Genomic DNA, 19,888 nt, shown 5'->3' on the forward strand with positions numbered 1-19,888 from the left:
CCTGCCAGAAGATTGTGCCGCGGGATACGCGTGGGGCGGCAGTTCCGGTTGTCAAAGAAGTAGTCCCCGCGGTGTTTAGCTTCCCTTCCGGCGGGGAACAGATGCGGTATGGGATTTTTGCCGTCGCCGCCGCGTGCCGTCCTGTTTGACCGGGACGGCACGCTGATTTTTGACGTGCCCTACAACGCGGATCCGGCACTCGTGCGGCCGCTACCCGGCGCCGTCGAGGTGCTGGCCGGGCTGCGGCAAGCCGGCGTGGCCGTAGGGGTAATCACCAACCAGTCCGGCATCGGCCGGGGGATGCTGTCCGCTGAAGAAGTGGCGGGAGTGAACGACGCCGTCGAAGACCTGCTGGGACCGTTCGATGTCTGGGAAATCTGCCCGCATGCACCGGGCTACGGCTGCGCCTGCCGCAAGCCGATGCCCGGCATGGTGCTGCGGGCGAGCCGCCGCCTGGGGCTCGATCCTGCAGAAGTCGCCGTCATCGGTGACATTGGTGCCGACGTCGAGGCCGCCGCGGCCGCCGGTGCACGCGGCGTGCTGGTGCCCACTGCCGTTACCCGTGCCGAGGAAACCGCCGCGGCTCCGCTCGTGGCGGACGACCTGGCCGAGGCCGTGGAGTTGCTGTGGGGCAGCCGATGAGCCGCCGGGTATTGGTGGCCCGGCTCGACGGCGCCGGGGACGTCCTGCTCGCGGGCCCGGCCATCCGTGCGGTGGCGGCGGCACCGGATGTGGAAACGGTGCTGCTGTGCGGTCCGCAGGGTGCGCCTGCCGGACGGCTGCTGCCCGGGGTCGCGCAGGTGCTGGAGTGGTCCTGCCCCTGGATCCTGAATCCTGCCCCGGAACCTTCCCGGGACCTGCTGGAGGCACTGCGGGTCATGCTGCGGTCCGTCGGGGCCGAGGAAGCGGTGATCCTCACGTCCTTCCACCAGTCCCCGCTGCCCCTGGCATTGCTGCTCCGCGAAGCCGGAGTACGCACTATTACGGGGGCGTCCACGGATTACGCCGGTGCCTTGCTGGCCCACCGGCTCAAACCCGGGGAGGACTTCCCCGAAGACCAGCCGGAGGCGGAGCGTGCGCTGCGGATCGCTGCCGCCGCAGGTTTTCCGCTTCCCGCCGGCGACGACGGCCGGCTGCGGCTGGGACCATTGCCCGATGTCTCCCATCTGGTGGGCACCGGACCCTACATCGTGGTGCATCCGGGTGCCGCCGTGCCGGCCCGGGCCTGGCCGGCCCTGCACCATGCCGCCGCCGTCGAACTGCTCACCGCCGCCGGCTTCCGCGTGGTGGTCACCGGCGGCCCCGGCGAGAAGGAGCTGACCGCCACCGTGGCGGCGGTGGCCGGCCTGGATCTGGGCGGACGCACGGATCTGGCCGCTCTGGCGGCCGTCCTGGCCGGAGCGGACGCGGTGGTGGCCGGAAACACCGGGCCGGCCCATCTGGCGGCCGCGGCAGGCACTCCGGTGGTGAGCCTCTTCGCACCCGTGGTGCCCGCCATCCGGTGGGCGCCCTACGGTGTTCCGCTGGAACTGCTGGGGAACCAGCACGCTGCCTGCCACGGAACCCGTGCCCGGATCTGCCCGGTGCCCGGGCATCCCTGCCTTTCCGGCGTTTCCCCCGAACAGGTGGTGGAAGCGGTGCAGCGCCTGGTCACCGGCGTGCCGTCGCTGCAGACCCACCGTGAAATGAGGCACCGATGAGGATCCTGCTGTGGCACGTGCACGGCGGCTGGATGGAGGCATTTGTCCGCGGCGCCCATGAGTACCTGCTGCCGGCCACCCCCGCACGGGATGCCTGGGGACTGGGACGCGGCGGCCGGTCCTGGCCGGCAGCTGCGGTGGAAGTGGCGCCGGAAGATCTACGCACCCAGCAGATCGACGTCGTACTGCTGCAGCGTCCCGAAGAGATCGACGCCTGCACCCGCCTGCTCGGCCGGCGGCCCGGCCGGGACATTCCGGCGGTGTATCTGGAACACAACACCCCGCGCGGCAACGTGCCCGAGACCCGGCATCCGCTGGCCGGCCGGACGGACATCCCGGTTGTGCATGTCACGCAGTTCAACCGCTTGTTCTGGGACACCGGGAGGGCACCGGTACGGGTCATCGAACACGGCATCCCCGACCCCGGCTACCTCTACACCGGGGAGCGCCCGCATCTGGGGGTGGTGGTGAACGAGCCGGTCCGCCGCAGCCGGGTGGCCGGCACCGATCTCCTGCCCGAATTTGCCCGGGCTGCACCGCTGGAAGTCTTCGGGATGGGTACGGAACGGCTGCCCGGACTGCTGGGTGCAGACCGCCTGCTGGTCCGCGGCGACCTGCCCGTTGCCAGGCTGCACCGGGAACTGGCCGGCTGCCGGGCCTACCTGCACCCGATGCGCTGGACCTCGCTGGGCCTGTCCCTGCTTGAGGCCATGCACCTGGGACTGCCGGTCCTGGCCCTTGCAACCACCGAAGCGGTCCGGGCAGTCCCGCCGGTGGCGGGGATCACCAGCAACGATCCCGAGGAGCTGGCCCGGGCGGCGCGGATGTTCCTGGCCGAGCCCGAGCAGGCACGCGCCTGCGGCCGGGCCGCCCGCGCGGCGGCCTTGGCCCGGTACGGGTTGGACCGGTTCCTGTCCGACTGGGACCGGCTCTTCGCGGACCTGCTAACAGAGACGGTTTCCGCCGCATCGTTTCTTCCGGCGGCGGGAACCGCACCGGCATCAACAGGAGGGGGACAACAGTGAGAATCTCAATGGTGTCCGAGCATGCAAGTCCGCTGGCCGCGCTGGGCGGGGTGGATGCCGGCGGCCAGAACGTGCATGTGGCCGCGCTGTCCGTGGCGCTGGCCGCCCGCGGCCACACCGTGCAGGTGTACACGCGGCGGGACGATCCCGGGCTCCCGGACCGGGTGCAGGTGCAGGACGGCCTGGAGGTAGTGCATGTGACCGCCGGGCCGGCCCTGCCGCTGCCCAAGGATGACCTGCTGCCGTACATGGGGCAGCTGGCCGACGGCGTGCTGGCCGACTGGGGAACCGAACCGCCCGACGTCGTGCACTCGCACTTCTGGATGTCCGGGCTCGCCGCACTGGAGGCGGCCCGCAGCGCCGGAGACGAGGGCGTGCCCGTGGTCCACACCTTCCACGCACTGGGCACCGTGAAGAAACGGCATCAGGGTGCCGAGGACACGTCCCCGCCGGAACGGGCCTGGCTGGAACCCTCCGTGGGCCGGCGGGCGGACCGGGTGCTGGCCACCTGTTCGGACGAGGTTTTCGAACTCAAGGCCATCGGGGTGCCAGGCAGCCGGATCTCCATTGCGCCCTGCGGCGTGGATCTGTCCCTCTTCTCTTCCAGCGGGCCGGCGGAACCGCGCGGACGCCGGCACCGGATTGCCGCCGTCGGGCGCCTGGTGCCGCGTAAGGGTGTGGACCTGGCCATCCGGGCCCTCGCGCTGCTGCGGGACGAGGGCCTGGAAGATGTGGAGCTGCTGATTGTCGGCGGCTCCAGTGACAGTGCCGGACTGGAATCGGATCCGGAGGCCCGCCGGCTGCTGGCCCTCGCCCGGTCCCTGGGTGTGGCGGACCGGGTGCTGCTCCGGGGCCAGGTCCCCCGCGAACAAATGCCCGCGGTGCTGCGCAGCGCCGATGCCGTGGTGTGCGCTCCCTGGTATGAACCCTTCGGGATCGTGCCGCTGGAGGCAATGGCGTGCGGAGTCCCCGTTGTGGCCTCGGCAGTGGGCGGGCTGATCGACACCGTGGTCCACGGCAGAACCGGCCTGCACGTGCCGCCCCGGGATCCGGCAGCCCTGGCCGCCGCGCTCTCGGAGCTGCTGCAGAACCCCCGCTACGCCCGGCGGCTCGGGGCAGCAGGCAAGCAGCGCGCCTCCGCCCGCTACTCCTGGGACCGGGTGGCACTGGAGACGGAGAAGGCCTATCAGCTGGCCCTGGGCGCCGCGGCGAGGCCCGGCCGGCTGCAGTCGCTGGGAGGGAAGGCGCTGTGAGCATCGAATCACCGGTCACCGCTCCCGTCGCCGGGCCGGAGCAGGCAGTGCTGGACCATCTGGCCCAGGCGCAGCCCGCCCTGCTCTCCGTCCAGCGGCAGGCCCGGCACCTGACGGAGTGGGGCCTTGAGCTGGCGGCCCGCCTGTTGGCCGGGCACCGGCTGCTGACCGCCGGAAACGGCGGCTCCGCGGCCGAAGCCCAGCATCTGAGCGCGGAACTGGTGGGACGGTTCGACGGCGAGCGCCGCCCGTTTTCCGCCATTGCCCTGCATGCCGAAACCTCAGCCGTGACGGCCATCGCCAACGACTACGGCTTCGACCAGCTCTACGCCCGGCAGGTGCAGGGCCACGGCAGGCCCGGAGACGTCCTCATCCTCTTCTCCACCAGCGGCGCCAGCCCCAATCTGCTGGCCGCCGTGCAGGCCGCACACGCTGCCGGGCTGCGGACCTGGGCGTTGACCGGCCGGGCGCCGAATCCGCTCGCGGCGGCCTGCGAGGACTTCATTGCCATTGATGCACCGGCAGCAAATGCACAGGAGGCCCACCTGGTTGCCCTGCATGCCCTCTGCCGGTCCTTTGACGCCGAGATCGAACGGCTCACCACTGCAGGAGGAACCGCGTGAAGACAATCGTCGTGGTGGGTGATGTCCTGCTGGACACGGACATTTCCGGCTCGGCCCGGCGCCTCTCCCCCGACGCGCCCGTGCCCGTGGTGGACGTGGACGACGTCGGACGCCGGGCCGGCGGTGCGGGCCTGGTGGCGCGCCTGCTGGAACGGGACGGCCGGCAGGTCCATCTGGTGACGGTACTCTCCGACGACGACGCCTCCGGGCTGCTGCGGACCGCGCTGGCCGGCATCCCCCTGACCTCCGGCCCGTCCGACGCTCCCACCCCGGTAAAGACGCGGATCCGGGCCGGTACCCACGCCGTGGTCCGCTTCGACCAGGGCTGCTCCGCCGCCCCGGTCCCTGCGGTCACCGCACAGATGCTGTCCGTGCTCGCGGCGGCCGATGCGGTGGTGGTTGCCGACTACGGCCGCGGGCTCACAGCCAATCCGGCCCTCCGGGACCTGCTGGGAACCCTTGCCCGGCGTATTCCGGTGGTCTGGGACCCGCATCCGGCGGGGGCCGAACCGGTGCCCGGGGTTGCGGCGGTGACGCCGAACCTGGCCGAGGCCCTGTCCGCTGCCGGGGAGGCACCGGGCGGGGTTCCGGCGGCACTTCGGGCGGCGGAAAAGCTGCTGACCCGCTGGCAGAGCCAATCCGTGGTGCTCACCCTGGGGGCGCAGGGCGCGCTGGCCCTCCCCGCAGCAGGGTTGGCACAGATCCTTCCGGCGCCGAGGGTTTCCGCGGAGGACACATGCGGTGCCGGAGACCGGTTTGCCGCTTCCCTCACCGTGCGGCTGCTCGACGGCGACGGGCTGGAAGCCGCCGCCGAAGGCGCCGTGCAGGCGGCGGCCTCCTTCCTGGCCGCCGGCGGCGTGGCCGGACTGGAAGCGGAGGACCCCCTCTTCGGCACGGGGACACCGGACGCGATGGCGACGGCGGCGCAGGTCCGGGCACGCGGCGGAACCGTGGTGGCCACCGGCGGTTGCTTCGACCTGCTCCACGCCGGACATGCCCGCACCCTGCTGGCGGCCCGGGGGCTGGGCGACTGTCTGATTGTCTGTTTGAACTCCGACGATTCCGTCCGGCGGCTCAAAGGTGAGCAGCGCCCGATTATCGGTGCCGGAGACAGGGCGGAACTGCTGCAGTCCCTGGAATGCGTGGACGGGGTGCTGGTCTTCGAGGAGGACACCCCGGCCGCCGTGCTGGAGCGGCTGCGGCCGGACATCTGGGTCAAGGGCGGGGACTACCGCGAAGACCAGCTCCCGGAGGCGGCGCTGATCCGTTCCTGGGGCGGCGAAACGGTCACGGTCCCGTTCCATCCGGCCCGTTCCACCACGGCCCTGGCCTCCGCGCTGGCGAAGGTCGGCTGAGCAAACCGTTCCCTGGCTCCACTGCCCTAACCATTCCGCCGAAAGGACATCCCATGACCCTGTTCCCCGCGGCCCCCGCACCGGCCTCCCTGCCCGATCCTGTGCCCGGTCCTCTCCCGGTCCCGGACCCCCTCCCCCAAACGCCTCCCCTTCCCGCGGTGTTCACCGGCCGGGTGCTGGTCACCGGCGGCGCCTCCGGGCTGGGTGCCGCCGTCAGCGCCGCCGTGACCTCCGCGGGCGGATCCGTGGTGGTGCTGGACCGCGATATCAGCGCCGTCACGGCGGCCAAGGCCGTGCAGGTGGACGTGGCGGACCGCGCCGGCGTGGAAGCGGCCGTCCAGGAGGCGGCGCAGATCCTGGGCGGACTCGATGCCGTGGTCACCGCCGCCGGTATTGACCGCTGCGGCCGGCTTGAAGACGTCGCGGCGGAGGAATGGGAGAAGGTCATCGGCGTGAACCTGCTGGGCACGGTCTCCGTGGTCCGCGCCGCCCTGCCGCATCTGGCCGTCTCCCACGGCCGGGTCATCACCGTGGCTTCCACCCTGGGGCTCAAGGCCGTCTCCGACGCCACCGCGTACTGCGCCTCCAAGTTCGGGGTGATCGGTTTCAGCCGTGCCCTGGCCGCCGAGACCCGCGGCCAGGTGGGTGTGACCACCATGATCCCGGGCGGCATGAAAACGCGGTTCTTCGATGACCGCACCGAGCAGTACCGCCCGCAGGACCATTCACGGCTGAACGATCCGGGAAACGTGGCTGCCGCGATCCTCTTTGTGCTGGGCCAGCCCGCCGGCTGCGAGGTCCGTGAAATGCTGATCTGCCACGAGGAGGAGGATTCCTGGCCCTGAGTCCGGCTCCGGTGCGTGCCGGTCAGGCGGACGACGGCGGTGCCTTTCGTCCACGGGTCCGCACCGCAACGCCCGCGCAGAGGATGACGGCCAGCCCGCCCAGGACGGTGCCCCAGGTCAGCCGCTCATGCAGCAGCAGGGCTGCCCAGCAGATGGTCAGCACCGGCTGGGCCAGCTGCACCTGGCTGACCCGGGCCATGGGGCCGATACCCAGGCCGCGGTACCAGGCGAAGAAGCCCAGGAACATGCTCACTACACCCAGGTAGGCGAAGGCAGCCCATTCCCCCGGGCCACCGGCAGGCGCCCTCCCGGCAAGGCTGAACACAGTCAGGCCTGCCATGACCGGCGAGGCGAGCACCAGCGCCCAGGAAATGGTCTGCCAGGCACCCAGCTCCCGGGTCAGGATGCCGCCTTCGGCGTAGCCAACCGCTCCGGCGATCACCGCGGCGAACAACAGCAGGTCCGACGGGTGCAGCCCGGCCAGCCCGCTGCCCTGGATGGCCGCGAATCCAACGGCGGCCGCTGCCCCGACGGCTGCCATAACCCAGAACCGGCGGGGCGGACGCTCATGCGTGCGCAGGACTGCCATCACGGCGGTGGCGGCGGGCAGGAGGGCGGTGACAACGGCACCGTGGCTGGCCGGGGCGGTGGCGAGCGCAAAGGATGTCAGCAGCGGGAAACCGGCTACCACGCCGCCGCCCACCAGGGCCAGACGCGCCCATTGCGTGCCCCGCGGCAGCCGCTGCCGGGTCAGTGCAAGCGCGGCGGCAGCGAGCAGGGCGGCGACCACCGCCCGGCCCGATCCGACAAAAAGCGGCGCCATGCCGCCCGCCACGGCGAGTCGGGTGAAGGGAAGGGTAAAGGAGAAGGCGGTGACGCCCAGCAGGCCCCACCACAGGCCCTCGCGGCTGGTCGGTAGCACTGTGGGCATGCTGAGAGTAGCGCTATTATGTGGCTTCATGGCAGATAGTAGCAGTGCGAACCGGATCGTGGCAGAGCTGCACTCGTGGATCTCGGCTGCGGCTCCCGGGGCGCAGCTGCCGTCCACCCGTGAGCTCGTGGCACGGCACGGAGCCAGCCCGGTCACGGTGCAGAAAGCGCTGCGGACACTGGCATCCCTGGGCCTGGTGGAAAGCCGGCCCGGCGCAGGAACATTTGTCCGCGCCCGCACCGTTGCCCGCGCCCACGACTACGGCTGGCAGACCGCCGCCCTCGGCGCCCCGCGCAGCCTGCCCACCCTCTCCAGCGCCATGCGGTCCGTGGCGGATGACGTGATTGCGCTGCACTCCGGCTATCCGGACCCGGAGCTTCTGCCCGGACGCCTGGTCCGGGCGGCTTTCGCCCGCGCCGCCCGCACCGATGCCGCCCTCTCCCGCTCCCCCGCCGCCGGGCTGCCCGAACTGCGTGCCTGGTTTGCCGCCGAACTGGGCAGGGATGCCCCGGCGGGGGTGGCACCTCCGGCAGCCTCCGACGTCGTAATCCTCCCCGGCAGCCAGATCGGGCTCAGCGCCGCGTTCCGCGCCCTGGTGGGGCCCGGCCGTCCGCTGCTGATGGAATCCCCCACTTATTGGGGCGCCATCCTGGCCGCCGCGCAGGCCGGAGTGCAGGTGATCCCGGTGCCCAGCGGCAGTGACGGTCCGGACCCGGAGGAGCTGGCACGCGCCTTCGCGCAGACCGGTGCCCGGGCTTTCTACGCCCAGCCCGCCTTCGCCAACCCCACCGGTGCCTATTGGTCTCGGCAGCGGGCCGACCAGGTGCTGCAGACCGTACGGCGGCACGGAGCGTTTTTGATCGAAGATGACTGGGCACATGACTTCGGCATTGCCGCTGATCCCGCGCCCCTGGCCGCCCGCGATGACGGCGGGCACGTGGTGTACCTGCGCTCCCTCACCAAAAGCATTTCCCCGGCGGTGCGGGTGGCAGCCATCATTGCCCGCGGCCCTGCGCGCGAACGGCTGCTGGCCGACTTCCAGGCGTCCTCGGTGTATGTCAGCGGAATACTGCAGGCGGTGGCGCTCGACGTCGTCACCCAGCCCGCCTGGCGAACACATCTGCGCCAGTTGCGGCACCAGCTGGCGGGCCGGCGGGACCTGCTGGTTGATGCGCTCCGGGAGCACGCTCCGGGCGCCCAGGTGGAGGCGGTCCCCAAGGGCGGACTCAACCTGTGGGTACGCCTGCCGGACAACACCGACCTGGCCGCGCTCACCCGGGACTGCGAAAGCGCCGGCGTGCGGGTGGCACCTGGCAATGAGTGGTTTCCGGCCGAGCAGGCCGGTGCCTACCTGCGGCTGAACTACTCCGGACCGAATCCCGGTGCGTTCGGGGAGGGGGCGCGCATCCTGGGGCGGGTCCTGGAGCAGCACCGGCGCGGCTGACCGCTAGTCCCGCGCCGCCGCCGAATTCAACAGCTCGAACGCCCGCAGTGCCTTGGCTACAACCGCCGAAGGCGTGTCTGCATCATCCTGGAATGCCCAGAACGCGAGGGCTTCCATGATCACTGCCTGCACTGCAGAGGCCAGCACCCTCGGCTGCAGCGCGTCGCCGGGTTCGCCCAGTCGCCTGGCGATGATCTCTACCAGTTGACCGTGCCACAACTGGTACATCTCCGACTGGCTGGACTGCAGTTCGCGGATGGTCACGATCAGCCGCATGCGGCGGCGGCTGAGCACGGAATGTTCATCGGGTTCCCCAAACGCCGCCGTCACGGCGGCGATGATGAGGTCGATGAGGGGAAGGTCCTCTCCCGCCTGATCGAACCCCTGCTTCAACGCCTCAAAAGCAGAGTCAACGGCTCCCCAGACAATGTCCGCCTTGGCAGGGAAGTATCGATGAAGGGTACGGACGCTTACTCCTACCTCCGCCGCGATGTCGCCAACGGTGACATTTTCGTAACCCTGACGGACGACGACGTCGAATGCCCGTGCACGCAATTCAACTTCTTCCAGAAGCGGGGGGCGTCCCGGTGCTCGTCTGCTCGAACTCATGGCTCAACCGTAGCCCTTGTCTCGTTCTGCGAGTTATGGCAGACTCTGCCGGAATTGAGGTCCCGACAAGGAGGTCGTTATGCCCGAAGTGCAGCAGTTCGATGTGATCGTAGTGGGGTACGGAGATGCAGGTGCGGCAGCAGCCATTGAGGCAGCCGACAACGGAGCACGGGTGCTGGTGTTGGATCGGTCTTACGGCGGCGGAGCGAGCGCCCTGTCCGGAGGCGTCGTCTATGCAGGTGGCGGCACCCGGCAGCAACGCGAGGCCGGCTATGAAGACACCGTCGAGAACCTCTACAACTACCTGCGGCAGGAGGCGGGAAACAGCGTTGATGACTCAACGCTTCGCCGCTTCTGCGCCCAGAGCCCGGGGACAATCACCTGGCTGGAGCAGCAGGGAGCGGTCTTCGGAAGCAGCGTTCCGTCCTACAAGACGTCGTACCCCACTGACCAGCACTACCTGTATTTTTCCGGCAACGAGAAGGCCTATCCGTACAACCTCACTGCCGAACCCGCACCGCGTGGACACCGCGCCGTTGCCAAGGGGCTGGCTTCAGGCAAGGTGCTGTGGTCAGCCCTCGCTGCCGCCGCCCGGCGGAAGGGGGTGGTTTTTGTTCCATTGGCCCAAGTGAGTGACCTGATCGTGGAGGACGGAAGCGTGGTGGGGGTGCGGTATCGCGTACTCGGGCAGGACCATGCCAATGCGGCGGAACACGCACGGCTGACCCGGCTCACGGGGAAGCTGGGCAATTGGGCTCCCGGTCTGGTGAAAGGACCGGTGGCGAAGATCAAGAGCCTGTGGGAAAGCGGCGCCGAAGAGAAGGAAGCCCGCGCGTCAGCAGTGGTTCTGGCTGCTGGAGGCTTCATCTACAACCAGGAATGGGTCCAGCGTTATGCCCCGGAATTCACCGGGATTTCCCCGTTGGGGACACCGGCGGATGATGGTTCGGGAATCCAGCTCGGCATGCATGCGGGCGGAGCCACGGCCAAGATGGGCAACGTGACGGCCTGGCGGTTCCTCTCCCCGCCGAGCGCCTTCATAGAAGGAGTTACCGTGGGGCTGAACGGCCGCCGGATCAAGAACGAGGATCTCTACGGGGCCACCCACGGCAACGTGCTGATGCGGGAGTTCGGCGGCAAGGGCTGGGCCGTCTATGACTCGGTGAGTTGGAAGAAGGCGCGCGGCCAGGTCTGGTCCCAGACCCAGATTTTCCAAAAGCTACAGGTCGCCTTCCTTCTGACCGTTGGCCACAAGAAAGCGGGTACCCTCGCGGAGCTGGCGATGAAAATCGGTGTTGATGCCTCAGGTCTGCAGCAAACCGTAGAGGCCTACAACCAAGGTATTGCCAGCGGCGCCGGCGATCCCGCCCATAAAGCTCCTGAACTGTCCGTTCCCGTAGGCAAGGCTCCCTTCTATGCCTACAACATTTCCGTTGATGCCTCGCCGTTCTATCCGATTCCGGGCCTCACGCTGGGCGGACTGGTGGTGGACGGGGAGTCCGGGCTGGTGAAACGGCAGGACGGCACGCTTATCCCTGGCCTCTATGCCGCTGGCCGCAACGCTGTCGGCGTCTGTTCCAACAGTTACGTCAGCGGACTATCGCTCGCAGACTGCATTTTCAGCGGCCGCCGTGCCGGACAGCACGCTGCCGCGCGGCTAAAGGCCGCACGGGCAGAAGACGCGGCTTCCGGACGGGAAGACCTGCAAGGAGGCCAGATCCTCACGGACACGGCGGATGAATCGATGGCCTAGCCTGCTGGTTGGCGGGGCACGGCGTCGAGGAACCCGCCGCTGTCGTCGGCCCCGTCCGTTTCACTGGCCTCCCAGCGCAGCAGGTCACCGGGCTGGCAGTCCAGGACCTCGCACAACGACGCCAGGGTGGTGAACCGCACCGCCTTGGCGCGGCCGTTCTTCAGCACGGCCAGGTTCGCCGGGGTGATGCCGATCCGTTCGGCCAACACACCGACGGGCATTTTGCGCTTGGCCAGCATCACGTCGATGTCCACAATGATCGGCATCAGATCACCCCGCCGAGTTCGGCGCGCAGGTGGCTGGCTTCCGCCGCGGTATCGACGGCGGAGGCCAGCAGCGCCCGCATCACCAGCACCAGCAGGGCGCCGGCCGCCACGGTCACCCCCATACCGCCAATCAGCAGGACGGTGCCGGGGGCCGCCTCTTCTCCCGGTGCCAGCACGGCCCCCAGGGCAAAGAGCAGTAGCGCTGCTGCCGACAGCGCACCAATCACCACATCCACGTAACGGAAGGCCGCAGAGGAAAACACTGTTCCCCGCCGGACCATGGTCAGCAGGCGCCAGACGCAGACCAGGCAGACCTGGAAGGCGAGGACCCCCAGCACCACAATCACCAGGACCGGCACACGGACGGCTTCGGCTCCCGCCTCGGCCAGATCGACGCCGAACAGCGGCACCAGCACGGCCTGCACAAACAGGGTGCCGAGGAACACCAGCACCAGCACGATCCGCAACGCCAGGATGGTTGCTTTTCCCATCATGCTCTCCCTACGGGATCACTTCGATTGAAGGACAATCAATACTTATCGACAATCGAGAGGTCCCGCAAGGGGTCCCGGTAACCAGGTGTACTTACCGGAGAAATTGACTGAGTGGCTCAGTCGCCCCGGCCGTGCACCGGCCTGGCGTTCGCCGGAGGTTCTCCGACCTCGTGGACGGTATGGCTGCCGCAAGCCGTCTTGGTTACGCTGGCCCGCTCGATGCGCGACACGGTGAACCATCGCATTGCGTTGCGTAGTCGGCACCACCCAACGAGGTACCACTGGCCGTTCGTGGAGGCGAACAGCACGGGTTCGACGTCGCGGGTGGTCGTGGTCCCGTCTTTCGCTGCGTAGCGAATGCGGATTACCCGCTGCTCGGCCATCGCCTCCTCCAGTGCCGACCTGATTGTGCGCGAAGAAGGAGGAACCGCGTTGATCCAGACGCGGCCGGCCAGCTCGTCGGCTCTTGCCCGGGTTCCGGGATCGAGGACGTCCAGGATCTTCTGGATCCCGGCGGCTGCCAGATCGGCGTAGGGGGCATCGGGTGCAGCGGACACGGCCGCCAGGAGCGCCACGGCCTGCGCCGGGGTCAGGCTGACGGGCGGCAGGGACGCGCCTACGGCCAATCCGTAGCCACCGCCCGGACCCGGGCGCGACCATACGGGCGCGCCGCTGTTCCCGAGCGCAGCGAGGTCTCGCTTGACTGTGCGCACGGACACGCCGAACTCTCTGGCCAGCCGCTCGGCGGAGCACCCCCGCGACCCGTTGCGGCGCAGCATCTCGGACAGGGCATGGAGCCGTTCTGCTCGCTTCACCGTTCAGCCCGGATCAAATTCATGCCACAAATAGTGACATACACCTGCCCATTGCGCCTACGAAGGTAGGGATATGACAACTATTACGAGCAGTCCCACCATCATCCTCATCGCCGGCCACTGGCTGGGCGCGTGGGCGTGGGATGAAGTCCTTGAACACCTGAACACCGGCCACTCGCGTGTAATCGCGATGACCTTGCCCGGCCTCGATGAGGACGATCCTAAGCGCGCGGTGAAGACTCTCGACGATCAGGCCGCAGCGGTCCTGGAGGTCCTCGCCGGCCTTGGGCCGGATCAGCCCGCGACCATCGTCGCCCACAGCGGCGCGAACGCCCCCGTCAGCCTTGTCCTTGACCGGCACCCTGAGCTTGTTGGCAGGGTGGTGTGGGTCGACTCCGGCCCTGCGGCGGCGGGAAGCGTCTTCGCCCCGGACCTCCCGGAGGAGGTGGAGGAGCTTCCGGTGCCGCCCCTCGACGTCCTGGCACAGCAGGCGAGCCTTGAAGGCCTGAGCACAGAGGTCCTCGAGCGTTTTCGGGCCCGGGCCGTCCCCGAGCCCGGCCCCGTCCTTCGCCAGCCCGTCGAGCTCACGAACGATGCCCGCCGCAAGGTCCGGACCACCCTGGTGTGCTGCTCGATCCCGAGCGCGCAGGTGCTGGAGCTGGCCCGCTCAGGCCATGCCGTGTTTGCCGAAGTCGCGAACATTGAGCACCTCGACGTCATTGACCTCCCGACGGGCCATTGGCCGATGTGGAGCCGCCCCCGCGACCTCGCCGAGGTCATCCAGTCAGCGGCTCGAACCAACTAGGGCGCCGAATCCACCACGGAGGTGGTGACGGCGGTCCAGCTGACGGCTGTCCCGGCAGGGATGCTGCCCTGGTCCTCGAGCAGGATTTCCCGTTCGCCAATCAGTTGGCCGGTGGAAGGATCGATGATCAGCTCCTTCCGGGCCTTATACCCGGGGGTCTCCATCCCCAAGGAGATGCCTGTCCGGCCGTCCAGGGCGGCTTCCCGATCCATCACGGTGACCCCCGGAATCAGCGCCGCCGCCTGATACAGCGCTGCTCGCAGGTCAGCCGGAATGACACCGGTGCTCAACGTATCCGCGATGGTGCGGAAGGCTTCCTTGTGGGGCGCATCCCCCTTTCCCTTGGCGCGCTGGTAGTCGTAAACCACCTCCAGCAGTTCCTTCGGGTCGCGGGGAGCCGTGGCGATGACTTCCTCCAGCGGCCGGGCGTTCAGGGTAAGCCGCGGAGTGTCGTCATAAAACCGGCCACCGTCGGCCCGCATGGGCTGTTCCTGGATCGGCAAGCCCGCCACCACCCGCCCGGGAATCTTTTCTTCTGCCGCCATCCGCTCGGCCTCCCGGCGGGAGGCCTCGTCGAAGAACTGCACGGGTTCGCTGGGCTCCTGGTTCCAGACCCATTCCCCGTTCCGGTCGGCTGGCACATACAACTGGCTGTCCTGGCTGACCAGCCAGGTAAAGTCACCGGCCTCGGTGTACTTGCCGTAGGAGTACACGGCTTTGGTGTCGATGACCAGGTACTGCCCGGGACCCAGCATCGGGTCGGAGCTGGTGATGGTGGCCGCTGCGGCACTGTCCAGCACCTCGGCGGCCTCCGCCGTCGCCCCGGACCGTTCGCCCGAGCCCACAACATCCACTGCTACGAGCGCCGCAATCAGCGCTGCCGCTGCGGAGACCGCGAGAATCGAGCGTCGCCAAGGCCTGCGAGGGTGCAGCACCGGTGCCGTTTCGGGCATGGATTCCTCCGCCGCCCGTTGCATCAGTTTCTCCCGCCCGGCGGCCAGGACAGCCGGGGGGACGGTTCCGGTGGTCTTACGCGTGGTGCGGAGCAGGTGCAGTTCGTCCATGATCACTGTCCATTTCGTCGAAAAGGGCAAAGCCGAGGTCGGCCCGGAGCTTGCGCCGGGCACGGTTGATGCGGGAGCGGACGGTGCCGATAGGCACGCCGGTGGCGGTGGCGATTCCGTCGTAGGTCAGGTCCGCCCAGGCGTAGAGGAGGATGGCTTCCCGGTCGATCGGTGCCAGCCCCTGCAGTGCGGCGCCGATCCGGGACCGGTCGCCGTCGGCATCCACTTTCGCGTCCACCGCATCGAGCCCGTCCGCGGAATGTCCGCGGCCGCCGTTGCGGGCCAAGGCACGCAGCATCCGCGCTTCGGCCCGGTGGTGCCGGCGCAGCAGATTCGTGGCGATGCCGAAGAGCCAGGGCCGCACCGCCTCTGCCGGCCCCTCGAAGCCGGCCCGGCGTTCGAAGGCGACCAGGAAGGTTTCCGCCATCACGTCTTCGGCGGCAAAGTCGCCGGCACGGCGCGCCGCGTACCGGTAGATGTCCGGCGCGTGCCGGTCATAGAGTTCCCCGAATATGGCGGGGCCGCTACGTGACCGCTCCACAATCTCTTTGTCTGTGTTCACACCTTGTAATGCCCGCTCACCGCAAATGGTTCACGGTTCCCCCGTTTTTCTTTTCGGCTTTCCCCTGTTTCAGCGACGAGCACATTAAACGACGACGGCGCCGCCCGGACTCGCAGGGAGTCCGGCGCGGCGCCGTCGTGCGTTGTTGCTTATTAGAGCTTGGAAGCAACCAGTCCGGTCAGGTCGACCAGGCGGTTGGAGTAGCCCCACTCGTTGTCGTACCAGCCGACGATCTTGACCTGGTTGCCCATGACGCGGGTCAGGCCGGAGTCGAAGATGCAGGAGGACGGATCGCCCACGATGTCCGAGGAGACAATCGGATCCTCGGTGTAGGTGAGGATGCCGGCCCAGCGCGGATCCTGTGCAGCCTTGGCGTAGGCGGCGTTGATCTCCTCGACCGTGGCTTCCTTTTCCAGCGTGACGGTCAGGTCGGTAACGGAACCGGTGGGGACGGGGACGCGGATGGCGAAGCCGTCCAGCTTGCCCTTCAGCTCCGGCAGGACCAGGCCGATGGCCTTGGCGGCACCGGTGGAGGTGGGAACCATGTTCAGGGCTGCGGCGCGGGCGCGGCGCAGGTCCTTGTGCGGGCCGTCCTGCAGGTTCTGGTCTGCCGTGTAGGCGTGCACGGTGGTCATGAGGCCCTTTTCGATGCCGAAGGCGTCGTTGAGGACCTTGGCCAGCGGGCCCAGGCAGTTGGTGGTGCAGGAAGCGTTCGAGATGACGTCGTGCTTCTCGGCGTCGTAGTCGCCCTCGTTTACGCCCATGACCACGGTGAACGCGTCACCCTTGGCCGGTGCGGAAACCAGGACCTTCTTGGCGCCGGCGGAGATGTGCTTGCGTGCATCGTCGGCGTTGGTGAAGAAGCCGGTGGATTCGATGACGATGTCCACGTTGAGGTCGGCCCAGGGCAGGTTGCCCGGATCGCGCTCTGCGAAGACCTTGATGGTGTTGCCGCCGACCACGAGGTTTCCGTCTTCGACGGTGACCTTCTCGGCCAGGCGTCCGGCTACCGAGTCGTACTTGAGCAGGTGGGCCAGCTGTGCGGGATCGGCGAGGTCGTTGACTGCGACAACCTCGAACCCTTCGCCGTGCTGCAGGGCTGCCCGCAGGTAGTTGCGGCCAATCCGACCAAAACCGTTGATTCCGACGCGTACCGTCACTGGTGCCTCCTTGATGCTGAAACTAAATTTAGGAACTAAATTTATTGTCTCCTATAATTATGCTGTTATTACCGCCACACGTCAAAGGGCACTTCCATGGACGCCTCAGCAAACACTCCGCAGCTACTGCGCCGCACCAACCTGCGCGCGGTGCTGGAGGTGCTCCGTGCTGCCCCCTCCGCCACGGGCACCGACCTGATCAACGCCACCGGCCTGACCCGCGCCACCGTCATTGCCGTGTGTGACGATCTGATTGCCCGCGGCTGGGCGAGGGAAACGGTTTCCCCGCGCATCGATCGGCAGAAAGGCCGGCCCGCCCGCCGGTTCGAATTCAATGAAAGTGCCGGCTATGTCCTGGGGCTCGACGTCGGCATCGCCACCGTCCGGGTGCTGGTCGCCGACCTCGCGGGCGCCGTCGTCGGAGAATCGGAGGCCCGGTTCCCGCGCCACGGCGGAGAACCGGACCAACGACGGCGCGTGGTCACCGAGGCCGTCGATGCCGCCTTGCAGGATGCAGGGATTTCCTCGTCGGCCGTGCTGTGCGCGGGGATGGGCATCGCCGCGCAGGTAACCGGCGCCGGCGACGTCGCCCCGGGCCAGGAGGTGGCGCCGATGTTCGATCTCGGACTGAGCTCCACCTTCAGCGATTCCCGGGGCTGGCCGCTGCTCGTGGAAAACGATGCCAAGCTCGCGGCATTGGCAGAACGCTGGCGCGGGGTCGGTGCGGGCGAAAACAACCTGGCGGTGATCCTGGCCGGCGAGCGCCTCGGCAGCGGCATCATCGAGTCCGGCCGCCTGCTGCACGGCGCGTCCGGCGGCACCGGCGCCATGGGTGCGCTGGATCTGGTGGAAGGGGTGGGCAACGAGGACGGCATCGCCAAGCTCGCCCGCCTTTGGGGCAGCGCCGCCCTGAAGGAAGGACACAACGGCCGGATCCGCGAACTCGTGGGACCGGACACCAACCGCGCCTCGGCCCGGCTGGTGTTCGAAGCGGCCGAGGCAGGGGACCCGGTTGCCGAAGAAATCCTGGACCGGATTGCCCGGCGGATGGCCCGGGTGCTGGCACTGGTGTCCTCGTTCTTCGATCCGCGGCTGATCGTGATCGGCGGCGCGGTGGCGGCGTCGGCCACTGCCCTGCTGCCCGCCATGACGCGTGAGCTGGACCGGTACGTGGTGACACCGCCCCGGGTCGCCGTCTCGAACCTGGGCACCATGCTGGTTCCCACGGGTGCGGTGCGCCTGGCCCTGGACTACGTGGAGACCCACCTCCTGGACCTGGTGCCCGAGCCGCGCCGGGAGTAGTCCCGGAGACCTACCGCAGTTCCTGGATCCGCAGCTGATTGCCGGCCGGGTCCCGCAGCGCGCAGTCCCGGGCGCCCCAATCCTGTTGCATGGGCTCCTGGACCACCTCCGCTCCTCCGGCGACGGCGCGCTCGAATGCCGCGTCCAGATCGGCCGTCGCCAGCAGCATCCCGGCATAGGTGCCCTTGGCCATCATTTCCTCGATGGTCCTGCGCTCGGCGTCAGTGACTCCCGGGTCCGCTGCGGGCGGTTCCAGCACAATGGAGGTTCCCGGCTGGTCCGGCGGACCTACCGTGATCCAGCGCATGTCGCCGTAGCCGACGTCGTTGCGGACCTCGAAGCCCAGCACGTCGCGGTAGAACGCCAGCGAAGCATCGGGGTCCGTTTGGGGAAGAAATACAGCATTGATGGAGATGTCCATCGGGCTCACCCTCTCTGGGGCGGCGAAAACCGCCCTTTCCTGATCGGTCTTTGCACAGTGCGCCTCACGCACCCCGGCAGGTCCAGTTCCTGCTGTGCAGCCAGCCTTCGATAGGTTCCCGGCGGGACCCCCACCAGCTCGGTAAACCGCGTGCTGAAGGTACCCAGCGAGGAGCACCCCACGGCGAAGCACACGTCAGTGACACTCCTGGTGCTGCAGCGCAGCAGGGTCATGGCCCGTTCAATGCGCCGGGTCATGAGATACGAATACGGCGACTCCCCGTACGCCAGGCGGAACTGCCGGCTGAGGTGTCCGGCGGACATAAAAACTCCGCGGGCGAGTGCTTCAACGTCCAGCGGTTTGGCATACTCGCGGTCGATCCGGTCCCGTACCCCACGCAGTCGGGCCAGGTCGGCGAGCCGGCGGGAGTTCTCCAACGCCCGGCCGGATCCTCCGTCCTTGTCCACGGCTGCTGATACGACACTCATCGCGCTTTCCCTGCTGCTGTCCTGTCCGGTGTTTCCTCACGCTACCGACGGGCGGACGGAACGCGCTTCTTGATTCCTGATCGGTTTGTCCACCGGCCTTTTTGCCATGGTTCCACTCCAGCGAGCGGCAGGATACCGAAAACCGCACGTTGGTTCCCCAAGAGCCCAAGCGCACTGCTTCGGTGTGGCTGTTCGGTTGCTCCACGCGCAAAAGGGCCGGGTGCCTCTGCACCCGGCCCTTATGGCTGTGAACTACGCGGGGGCCGATCCGTCCCCGCTTCCGCTCTCGGATTCCCGGTCCCCATCCGGCCCGCCGTCACCGCCGCGGGGGCCGTCATGGTGCCGGCCGTGGTGGCGGCCGCCGTCGCCCCGGCCTTCACCCGCCTCGGCGTCCTGGTCCTCCTGGTCCTGCTGGTCCTTCAGGCCGGGACCTTGGCCGTCCGGATCCTGTTCCTCCTCGGCGTCGGTGTCCGGCCCCTCGGCATCCTCCCGGTCGGGACCCCGTCCGTCGCCGTCGCGGTCACCGTCGCGGCCGTCGGCGTCCTCGCCCTTCTCGTCCTGGGTGTCCTGCTCGTCCTGAGTGTCCTGCTCGTCCTGCTCGTCGAACAAATCCCGGCTCTCGTTGTCCCCGGCGTCCTGTTCCTGGGTGGTGGAGCCGGCCTGCTCAAACTCCGGGTTGTCCGCTACAGCCGTACCCGCAAAGAAACTGGCAACCAGCAGGCCCACACCGGCAAGGGCGCCGCCGCCCCAGACGATGGCTTTCCGAGCTCCGCTGCCTATAGCCATGGTGCTGTTTCACCTCCGAATAAGTGGTTTTCTGACAGTTTCCATCCTCGAACTTGTTTCTTTGAGAATTCTTAAAAGCAGCTGAGGGCCAGCGGCACGCGCACCAGGGAGATGCCGGCGGTGGGATTCGGCCCGTTGATGTCCGGCCCCACGCCAGCATTCCGCTCAGGCCTCGGTCATCTTCGAC

General features: G+C 68.5%; 22 protein-coding genes. 11 read left to right on the forward strand and 11 right to left on the reverse strand.

Annotation, left to right across the window (positions count from 1 at the left end; all coding sequences use genetic code 11):
- Positions 1 to 108: 108 nt before the first annotated feature.
- The 7 genes from N2K99_RS15990 to N2K99_RS16020 are packed head-to-tail and all read left to right on the forward strand — an operon-like array spanning position 109 to position 6,801.
- Complete coding sequence (locus tag N2K99_RS15990; protein ID WP_227920189.1) at positions 109 to 642, forward strand: HAD-IIIA family hydrolase; 534 nt, start codon at positions 109 to 111, stop codon at positions 640 to 642.
- Positions 639 to 1,700, forward strand: a complete 1,062-nt coding sequence (locus N2K99_RS15995) for a glycosyltransferase family 9 protein (protein WP_227932942.1) — start codon at positions 639 to 641, stop codon at positions 1,698 to 1,700. The genes N2K99_RS15990 and N2K99_RS15995 overlap by 4 nt, the downstream gene beginning before the upstream one ends.
- Positions 1,697 to 2,725 (forward strand): glycosyltransferase, encoded by a 1,029-nt coding sequence (locus N2K99_RS16000; protein ID WP_227932711.1) that lies wholly within the window; start codon positions 1,697 to 1,699, stop codon positions 2,723 to 2,725. The genes N2K99_RS15995 and N2K99_RS16000 overlap by 4 nt, the downstream gene beginning before the upstream one ends.
- A complete protein-coding gene (locus N2K99_RS16005) occupies positions 2,722 to 3,978 on the forward strand; it encodes a glycosyltransferase (protein ID WP_227932710.1) in 1,257 nt (418 codons plus the stop codon). Before N2K99_RS16000 ends, N2K99_RS16005 begins: the two co-directional genes overlap by 4 nt.
- Positions 3,975 to 4,601 (forward strand): SIS domain-containing protein, encoded by a 627-nt coding sequence (locus N2K99_RS16010; RefSeq protein ID WP_374200017.1) that lies wholly within the window; start codon positions 3,975 to 3,977, stop codon positions 4,599 to 4,601. Before N2K99_RS16005 ends, N2K99_RS16010 begins: the two co-directional genes overlap by 4 nt.
- Positions 4,598 to 5,956, forward strand: a complete 1,359-nt coding sequence (locus N2K99_RS16015; RefSeq protein ID WP_227932709.1) for a PfkB family carbohydrate kinase — start codon at positions 4,598 to 4,600, stop codon at positions 5,954 to 5,956. Before N2K99_RS16010 ends, N2K99_RS16015 begins: the two co-directional genes overlap by 4 nt.
- A gap of 53 nt (positions 5,957 to 6,009) precedes the next feature.
- Positions 6,010 to 6,801: an SDR family oxidoreductase gene (locus tag N2K99_RS16020; protein WP_227932708.1), complete on the forward strand. Its 792-nt coding sequence runs from the start codon at positions 6,010 to 6,012 to the stop codon at positions 6,799 to 6,801.
- A gap of 22 nt (positions 6,802 to 6,823) precedes the next feature.
- Here the strand turns inward: N2K99_RS16020 and N2K99_RS16025 are convergent, their stop codons facing one another.
- The gene (locus tag N2K99_RS16025; RefSeq protein ID WP_227932707.1) at positions 6,824 to 7,762 is read right to left on the reverse strand and encodes a DMT family transporter; all 939 of its coding nucleotides are present in this window, start codon (positions 7,760 to 7,762) and stop codon (positions 6,824 to 6,826) included.
- On the opposite strand from N2K99_RS16025, the gene N2K99_RS16030 reads away from it, so the two are divergent.
- Positions 7,761 to 9,176, forward strand: coding sequence for a PLP-dependent aminotransferase family protein (locus tag N2K99_RS16030; protein ID WP_227920211.1), 1,416 nt, complete (start codon positions 7,761 to 7,763; stop codon positions 9,174 to 9,176). The genes N2K99_RS16025 and N2K99_RS16030 overlap by 2 nt on opposite strands.
- A 3-nt stretch (positions 9,177 to 9,179) precedes the next feature.
- On the opposite strand, the gene N2K99_RS16035 is transcribed toward N2K99_RS16030, so the two are convergent.
- On the reverse strand, positions 9,180 to 9,731 hold the full coding sequence (locus tag N2K99_RS16035; RefSeq protein ID WP_227920212.1) for a TetR family transcriptional regulator: 552 nt from the start codon (positions 9,729 to 9,731) through the stop codon (positions 9,180 to 9,182).
- A gap of 133 nt (positions 9,732 to 9,864) precedes the next feature.
- On the opposite strand from N2K99_RS16035, the gene N2K99_RS16040 reads away from it, so the two are divergent.
- Positions 9,865 to 11,538 carry an FAD-binding protein gene (locus N2K99_RS16040; protein ID WP_227932706.1) on the forward strand — a complete coding sequence of 558 codons (1,674 nt, stop codon included), beginning with the start codon at positions 9,865 to 9,867 and terminating at the stop codon, positions 11,536 to 11,538.
- Here N2K99_RS16040 and N2K99_RS16045 read toward each other — a convergent pair.
- The 3 genes from N2K99_RS16045 to N2K99_RS16055 all read right to left on the reverse strand — a co-directional run bounded on the left by N2K99_RS16045 (position 11,535) and on the right by N2K99_RS16055 (position 13,113).
- The gene (locus N2K99_RS16045) at positions 11,535 to 11,804 is read right to left on the reverse strand and encodes a helix-turn-helix transcriptional regulator (protein WP_227920216.1); all 270 of its coding nucleotides are present in this window, start codon (positions 11,802 to 11,804) and stop codon (positions 11,535 to 11,537) included. The two genes, N2K99_RS16040 and N2K99_RS16045, sit on opposite strands and share 4 nt — an antisense overlap.
- Positions 11,804 to 12,295 (reverse strand): DUF2975 domain-containing protein, encoded by a 492-nt coding sequence (locus N2K99_RS16050; protein WP_227920938.1) that lies wholly within the window; start codon positions 12,293 to 12,295, stop codon positions 11,804 to 11,806. The genes N2K99_RS16045 and N2K99_RS16050 overlap by 1 nt, the downstream gene beginning before the upstream one ends.
- A gap of 119 nt (positions 12,296 to 12,414) precedes the next feature.
- Positions 12,415 to 13,113, reverse strand: coding sequence for a YafY family protein (locus N2K99_RS16055; protein WP_227932705.1), 699 nt, complete (start codon positions 13,111 to 13,113; stop codon positions 12,415 to 12,417).
- A 73-nt stretch (positions 13,114 to 13,186) separates the two neighbouring features.
- Between N2K99_RS16055 and N2K99_RS16060 the strand changes: the two genes are divergently transcribed.
- Complete coding sequence (locus N2K99_RS16060) at positions 13,187 to 13,918, forward strand: alpha/beta fold hydrolase (RefSeq protein WP_227932704.1); 732 nt, start codon at positions 13,187 to 13,189, stop codon at positions 13,916 to 13,918.
- On the opposite strand, the gene N2K99_RS16065 is transcribed toward N2K99_RS16060, so the two are convergent.
- The 3 genes from N2K99_RS16065 to gap all read right to left on the reverse strand — a co-directional run bounded on the left by N2K99_RS16065 (position 13,915) and on the right by gap (position 16,704).
- Complete coding sequence (locus tag N2K99_RS16065) at positions 13,915 to 14,982, reverse strand: CU044_5270 family protein (protein WP_227932703.1); 1,068 nt, start codon at positions 14,980 to 14,982, stop codon at positions 13,915 to 13,917. The genes N2K99_RS16060 and N2K99_RS16065 overlap by 4 nt on opposite strands.
- Positions 14,948 to 15,544, reverse strand: a complete 597-nt coding sequence (locus N2K99_RS16070; RefSeq protein ID WP_227932702.1) for an RNA polymerase sigma factor — start codon at positions 15,542 to 15,544, stop codon at positions 14,948 to 14,950. Before N2K99_RS16070 ends, N2K99_RS16065 begins: the two co-directional genes overlap by 35 nt.
- A 152-nt stretch (positions 15,545 to 15,696) precedes the next feature.
- Entirely contained in the window at positions 15,697 to 16,704 is a 1,008-nt protein-coding gene (gap, locus tag N2K99_RS16075; RefSeq protein ID WP_227932701.1) for a type I glyceraldehyde-3-phosphate dehydrogenase, read from the reverse strand.
- A 96-nt stretch (positions 16,705 to 16,800) separates the two neighbouring features.
- Between gap and N2K99_RS16080 the strand changes: the two genes are divergently transcribed.
- The gene (locus N2K99_RS16080; RefSeq protein WP_227920224.1) at positions 16,801 to 18,006 is read left to right on the forward strand and encodes an ROK family protein; all 1,206 of its coding nucleotides are present in this window, start codon (positions 16,801 to 16,803) and stop codon (positions 18,004 to 18,006) included.
- Between the two features lie 10 nt (positions 18,007 to 18,016).
- Here the strand turns inward: N2K99_RS16080 and N2K99_RS16085 are convergent, their stop codons facing one another.
- From N2K99_RS16085 to N2K99_RS16095, 3 genes are all read right to left on the reverse strand, one after another.
- A complete protein-coding gene (locus N2K99_RS16085) occupies positions 18,017 to 18,427 on the reverse strand; it encodes a VOC family protein (protein WP_227920226.1) in 411 nt (136 codons plus the stop codon).
- 5 nt (positions 18,428 to 18,432) lie between these two features.
- Positions 18,433 to 18,915: a helix-turn-helix transcriptional regulator gene (locus N2K99_RS16090; protein WP_227932700.1), complete on the reverse strand. Its 483-nt coding sequence runs from the start codon at positions 18,913 to 18,915 to the stop codon at positions 18,433 to 18,435.
- Between the two features lie 252 nt (positions 18,916 to 19,167).
- Complete coding sequence (locus N2K99_RS16095; RefSeq protein WP_227932699.1) at positions 19,168 to 19,701, reverse strand: hypothetical protein; 534 nt, start codon at positions 19,699 to 19,701, stop codon at positions 19,168 to 19,170.
- Positions 19,702 to 19,888 lie beyond the last annotated feature (187 nt).

The organism is Arthrobacter sp. zg-Y1110, from assembly GCF_025244865.1.
Classification (GTDB): Bacteria; Actinomycetota; Actinomycetes; order Actinomycetales; family Micrococcaceae; genus Arthrobacter_B.

Bases quoted from the DNA above. Each gene is read 5' to 3' on its own strand.
- N2K99_RS16050 (WP_227920938.1), bottom strand. From the start codon at position 12,295: ATGGGAAAAGCAACCATCCTGGCGTTGCGGATCGTGCTGGTGCTGGTG.
- N2K99_RS16030 (WP_227920211.1), top strand. From the start codon at position 7,761: ATGGCAGATAGTAGCAGTGCGAACCGGATCGTGGCAGAGCTGCACTCG.
- N2K99_RS16020 (WP_227932708.1), top strand. From the start codon at position 6,010: ATGACCCTGTTCCCCGCGGCCCCCGCACCGGCCTCCCTGCCCGATCCT.
- N2K99_RS15995 (WP_227932942.1), top strand. From the start codon at position 639: ATGAGCCGCCGGGTATTGGTGGCCCGGCTCGACGGCGCCGGGGACGTC.
- N2K99_RS16060 (WP_227932704.1), top strand. From the start codon at position 13,187: ATGACAACTATTACGAGCAGTCCCACCATCATCCTCATCGCCGGCCAC.
- N2K99_RS16090 (WP_227932700.1), bottom strand. From the start codon at position 18,915: ATGAGTGTCGTATCAGCAGCCGTGGACAAGGACGGAGGATCCGGCCGG.
- N2K99_RS15990 (WP_227920189.1), top strand. From the start codon at position 109: ATGGGATTTTTGCCGTCGCCGCCGCGTGCCGTCCTGTTTGACCGGGAC.
- N2K99_RS16000 (WP_227932711.1), top strand. From the start codon at position 1,697: ATGAGGATCCTGCTGTGGCACGTGCACGGCGGCTGGATGGAGGCATTT.
- N2K99_RS16080 (WP_227920224.1), top strand. From the start codon at position 16,801: ATGGACGCCTCAGCAAACACTCCGCAGCTACTGCGCCGCACCAACCTG.
- N2K99_RS16085 (WP_227920226.1), bottom strand. From the start codon at position 18,427: ATGGACATCTCCATCAATGCTGTATTTCTTCCCCAAACGGACCCCGAT.
- N2K99_RS16025 (WP_227932707.1), bottom strand. From the start codon at position 7,762: ATGAAGCCACATAATAGCGCTACTCTCAGCATGCCCACAGTGCTACCG.
- N2K99_RS16045 (WP_227920216.1), bottom strand. From the start codon at position 11,804: ATGCCGATCATTGTGGACATCGACGTGATGCTGGCCAAGCGCAAAATG.
- N2K99_RS16040 (WP_227932706.1), top strand. From the start codon at position 9,865: ATGCCCGAAGTGCAGCAGTTCGATGTGATCGTAGTGGGGTACGGAGAT.
- N2K99_RS16095 (WP_227932699.1), bottom strand. From the start codon at position 19,701: ATGGCTATAGGCAGCGGAGCTCGGAAAGCCATCGTCTGGGGCGGCGGC.
- N2K99_RS16065 (WP_227932703.1), bottom strand. From the start codon at position 14,982: ATGGACGAACTGCACCTGCTCCGCACCACGCGTAAGACCACCGGAACC.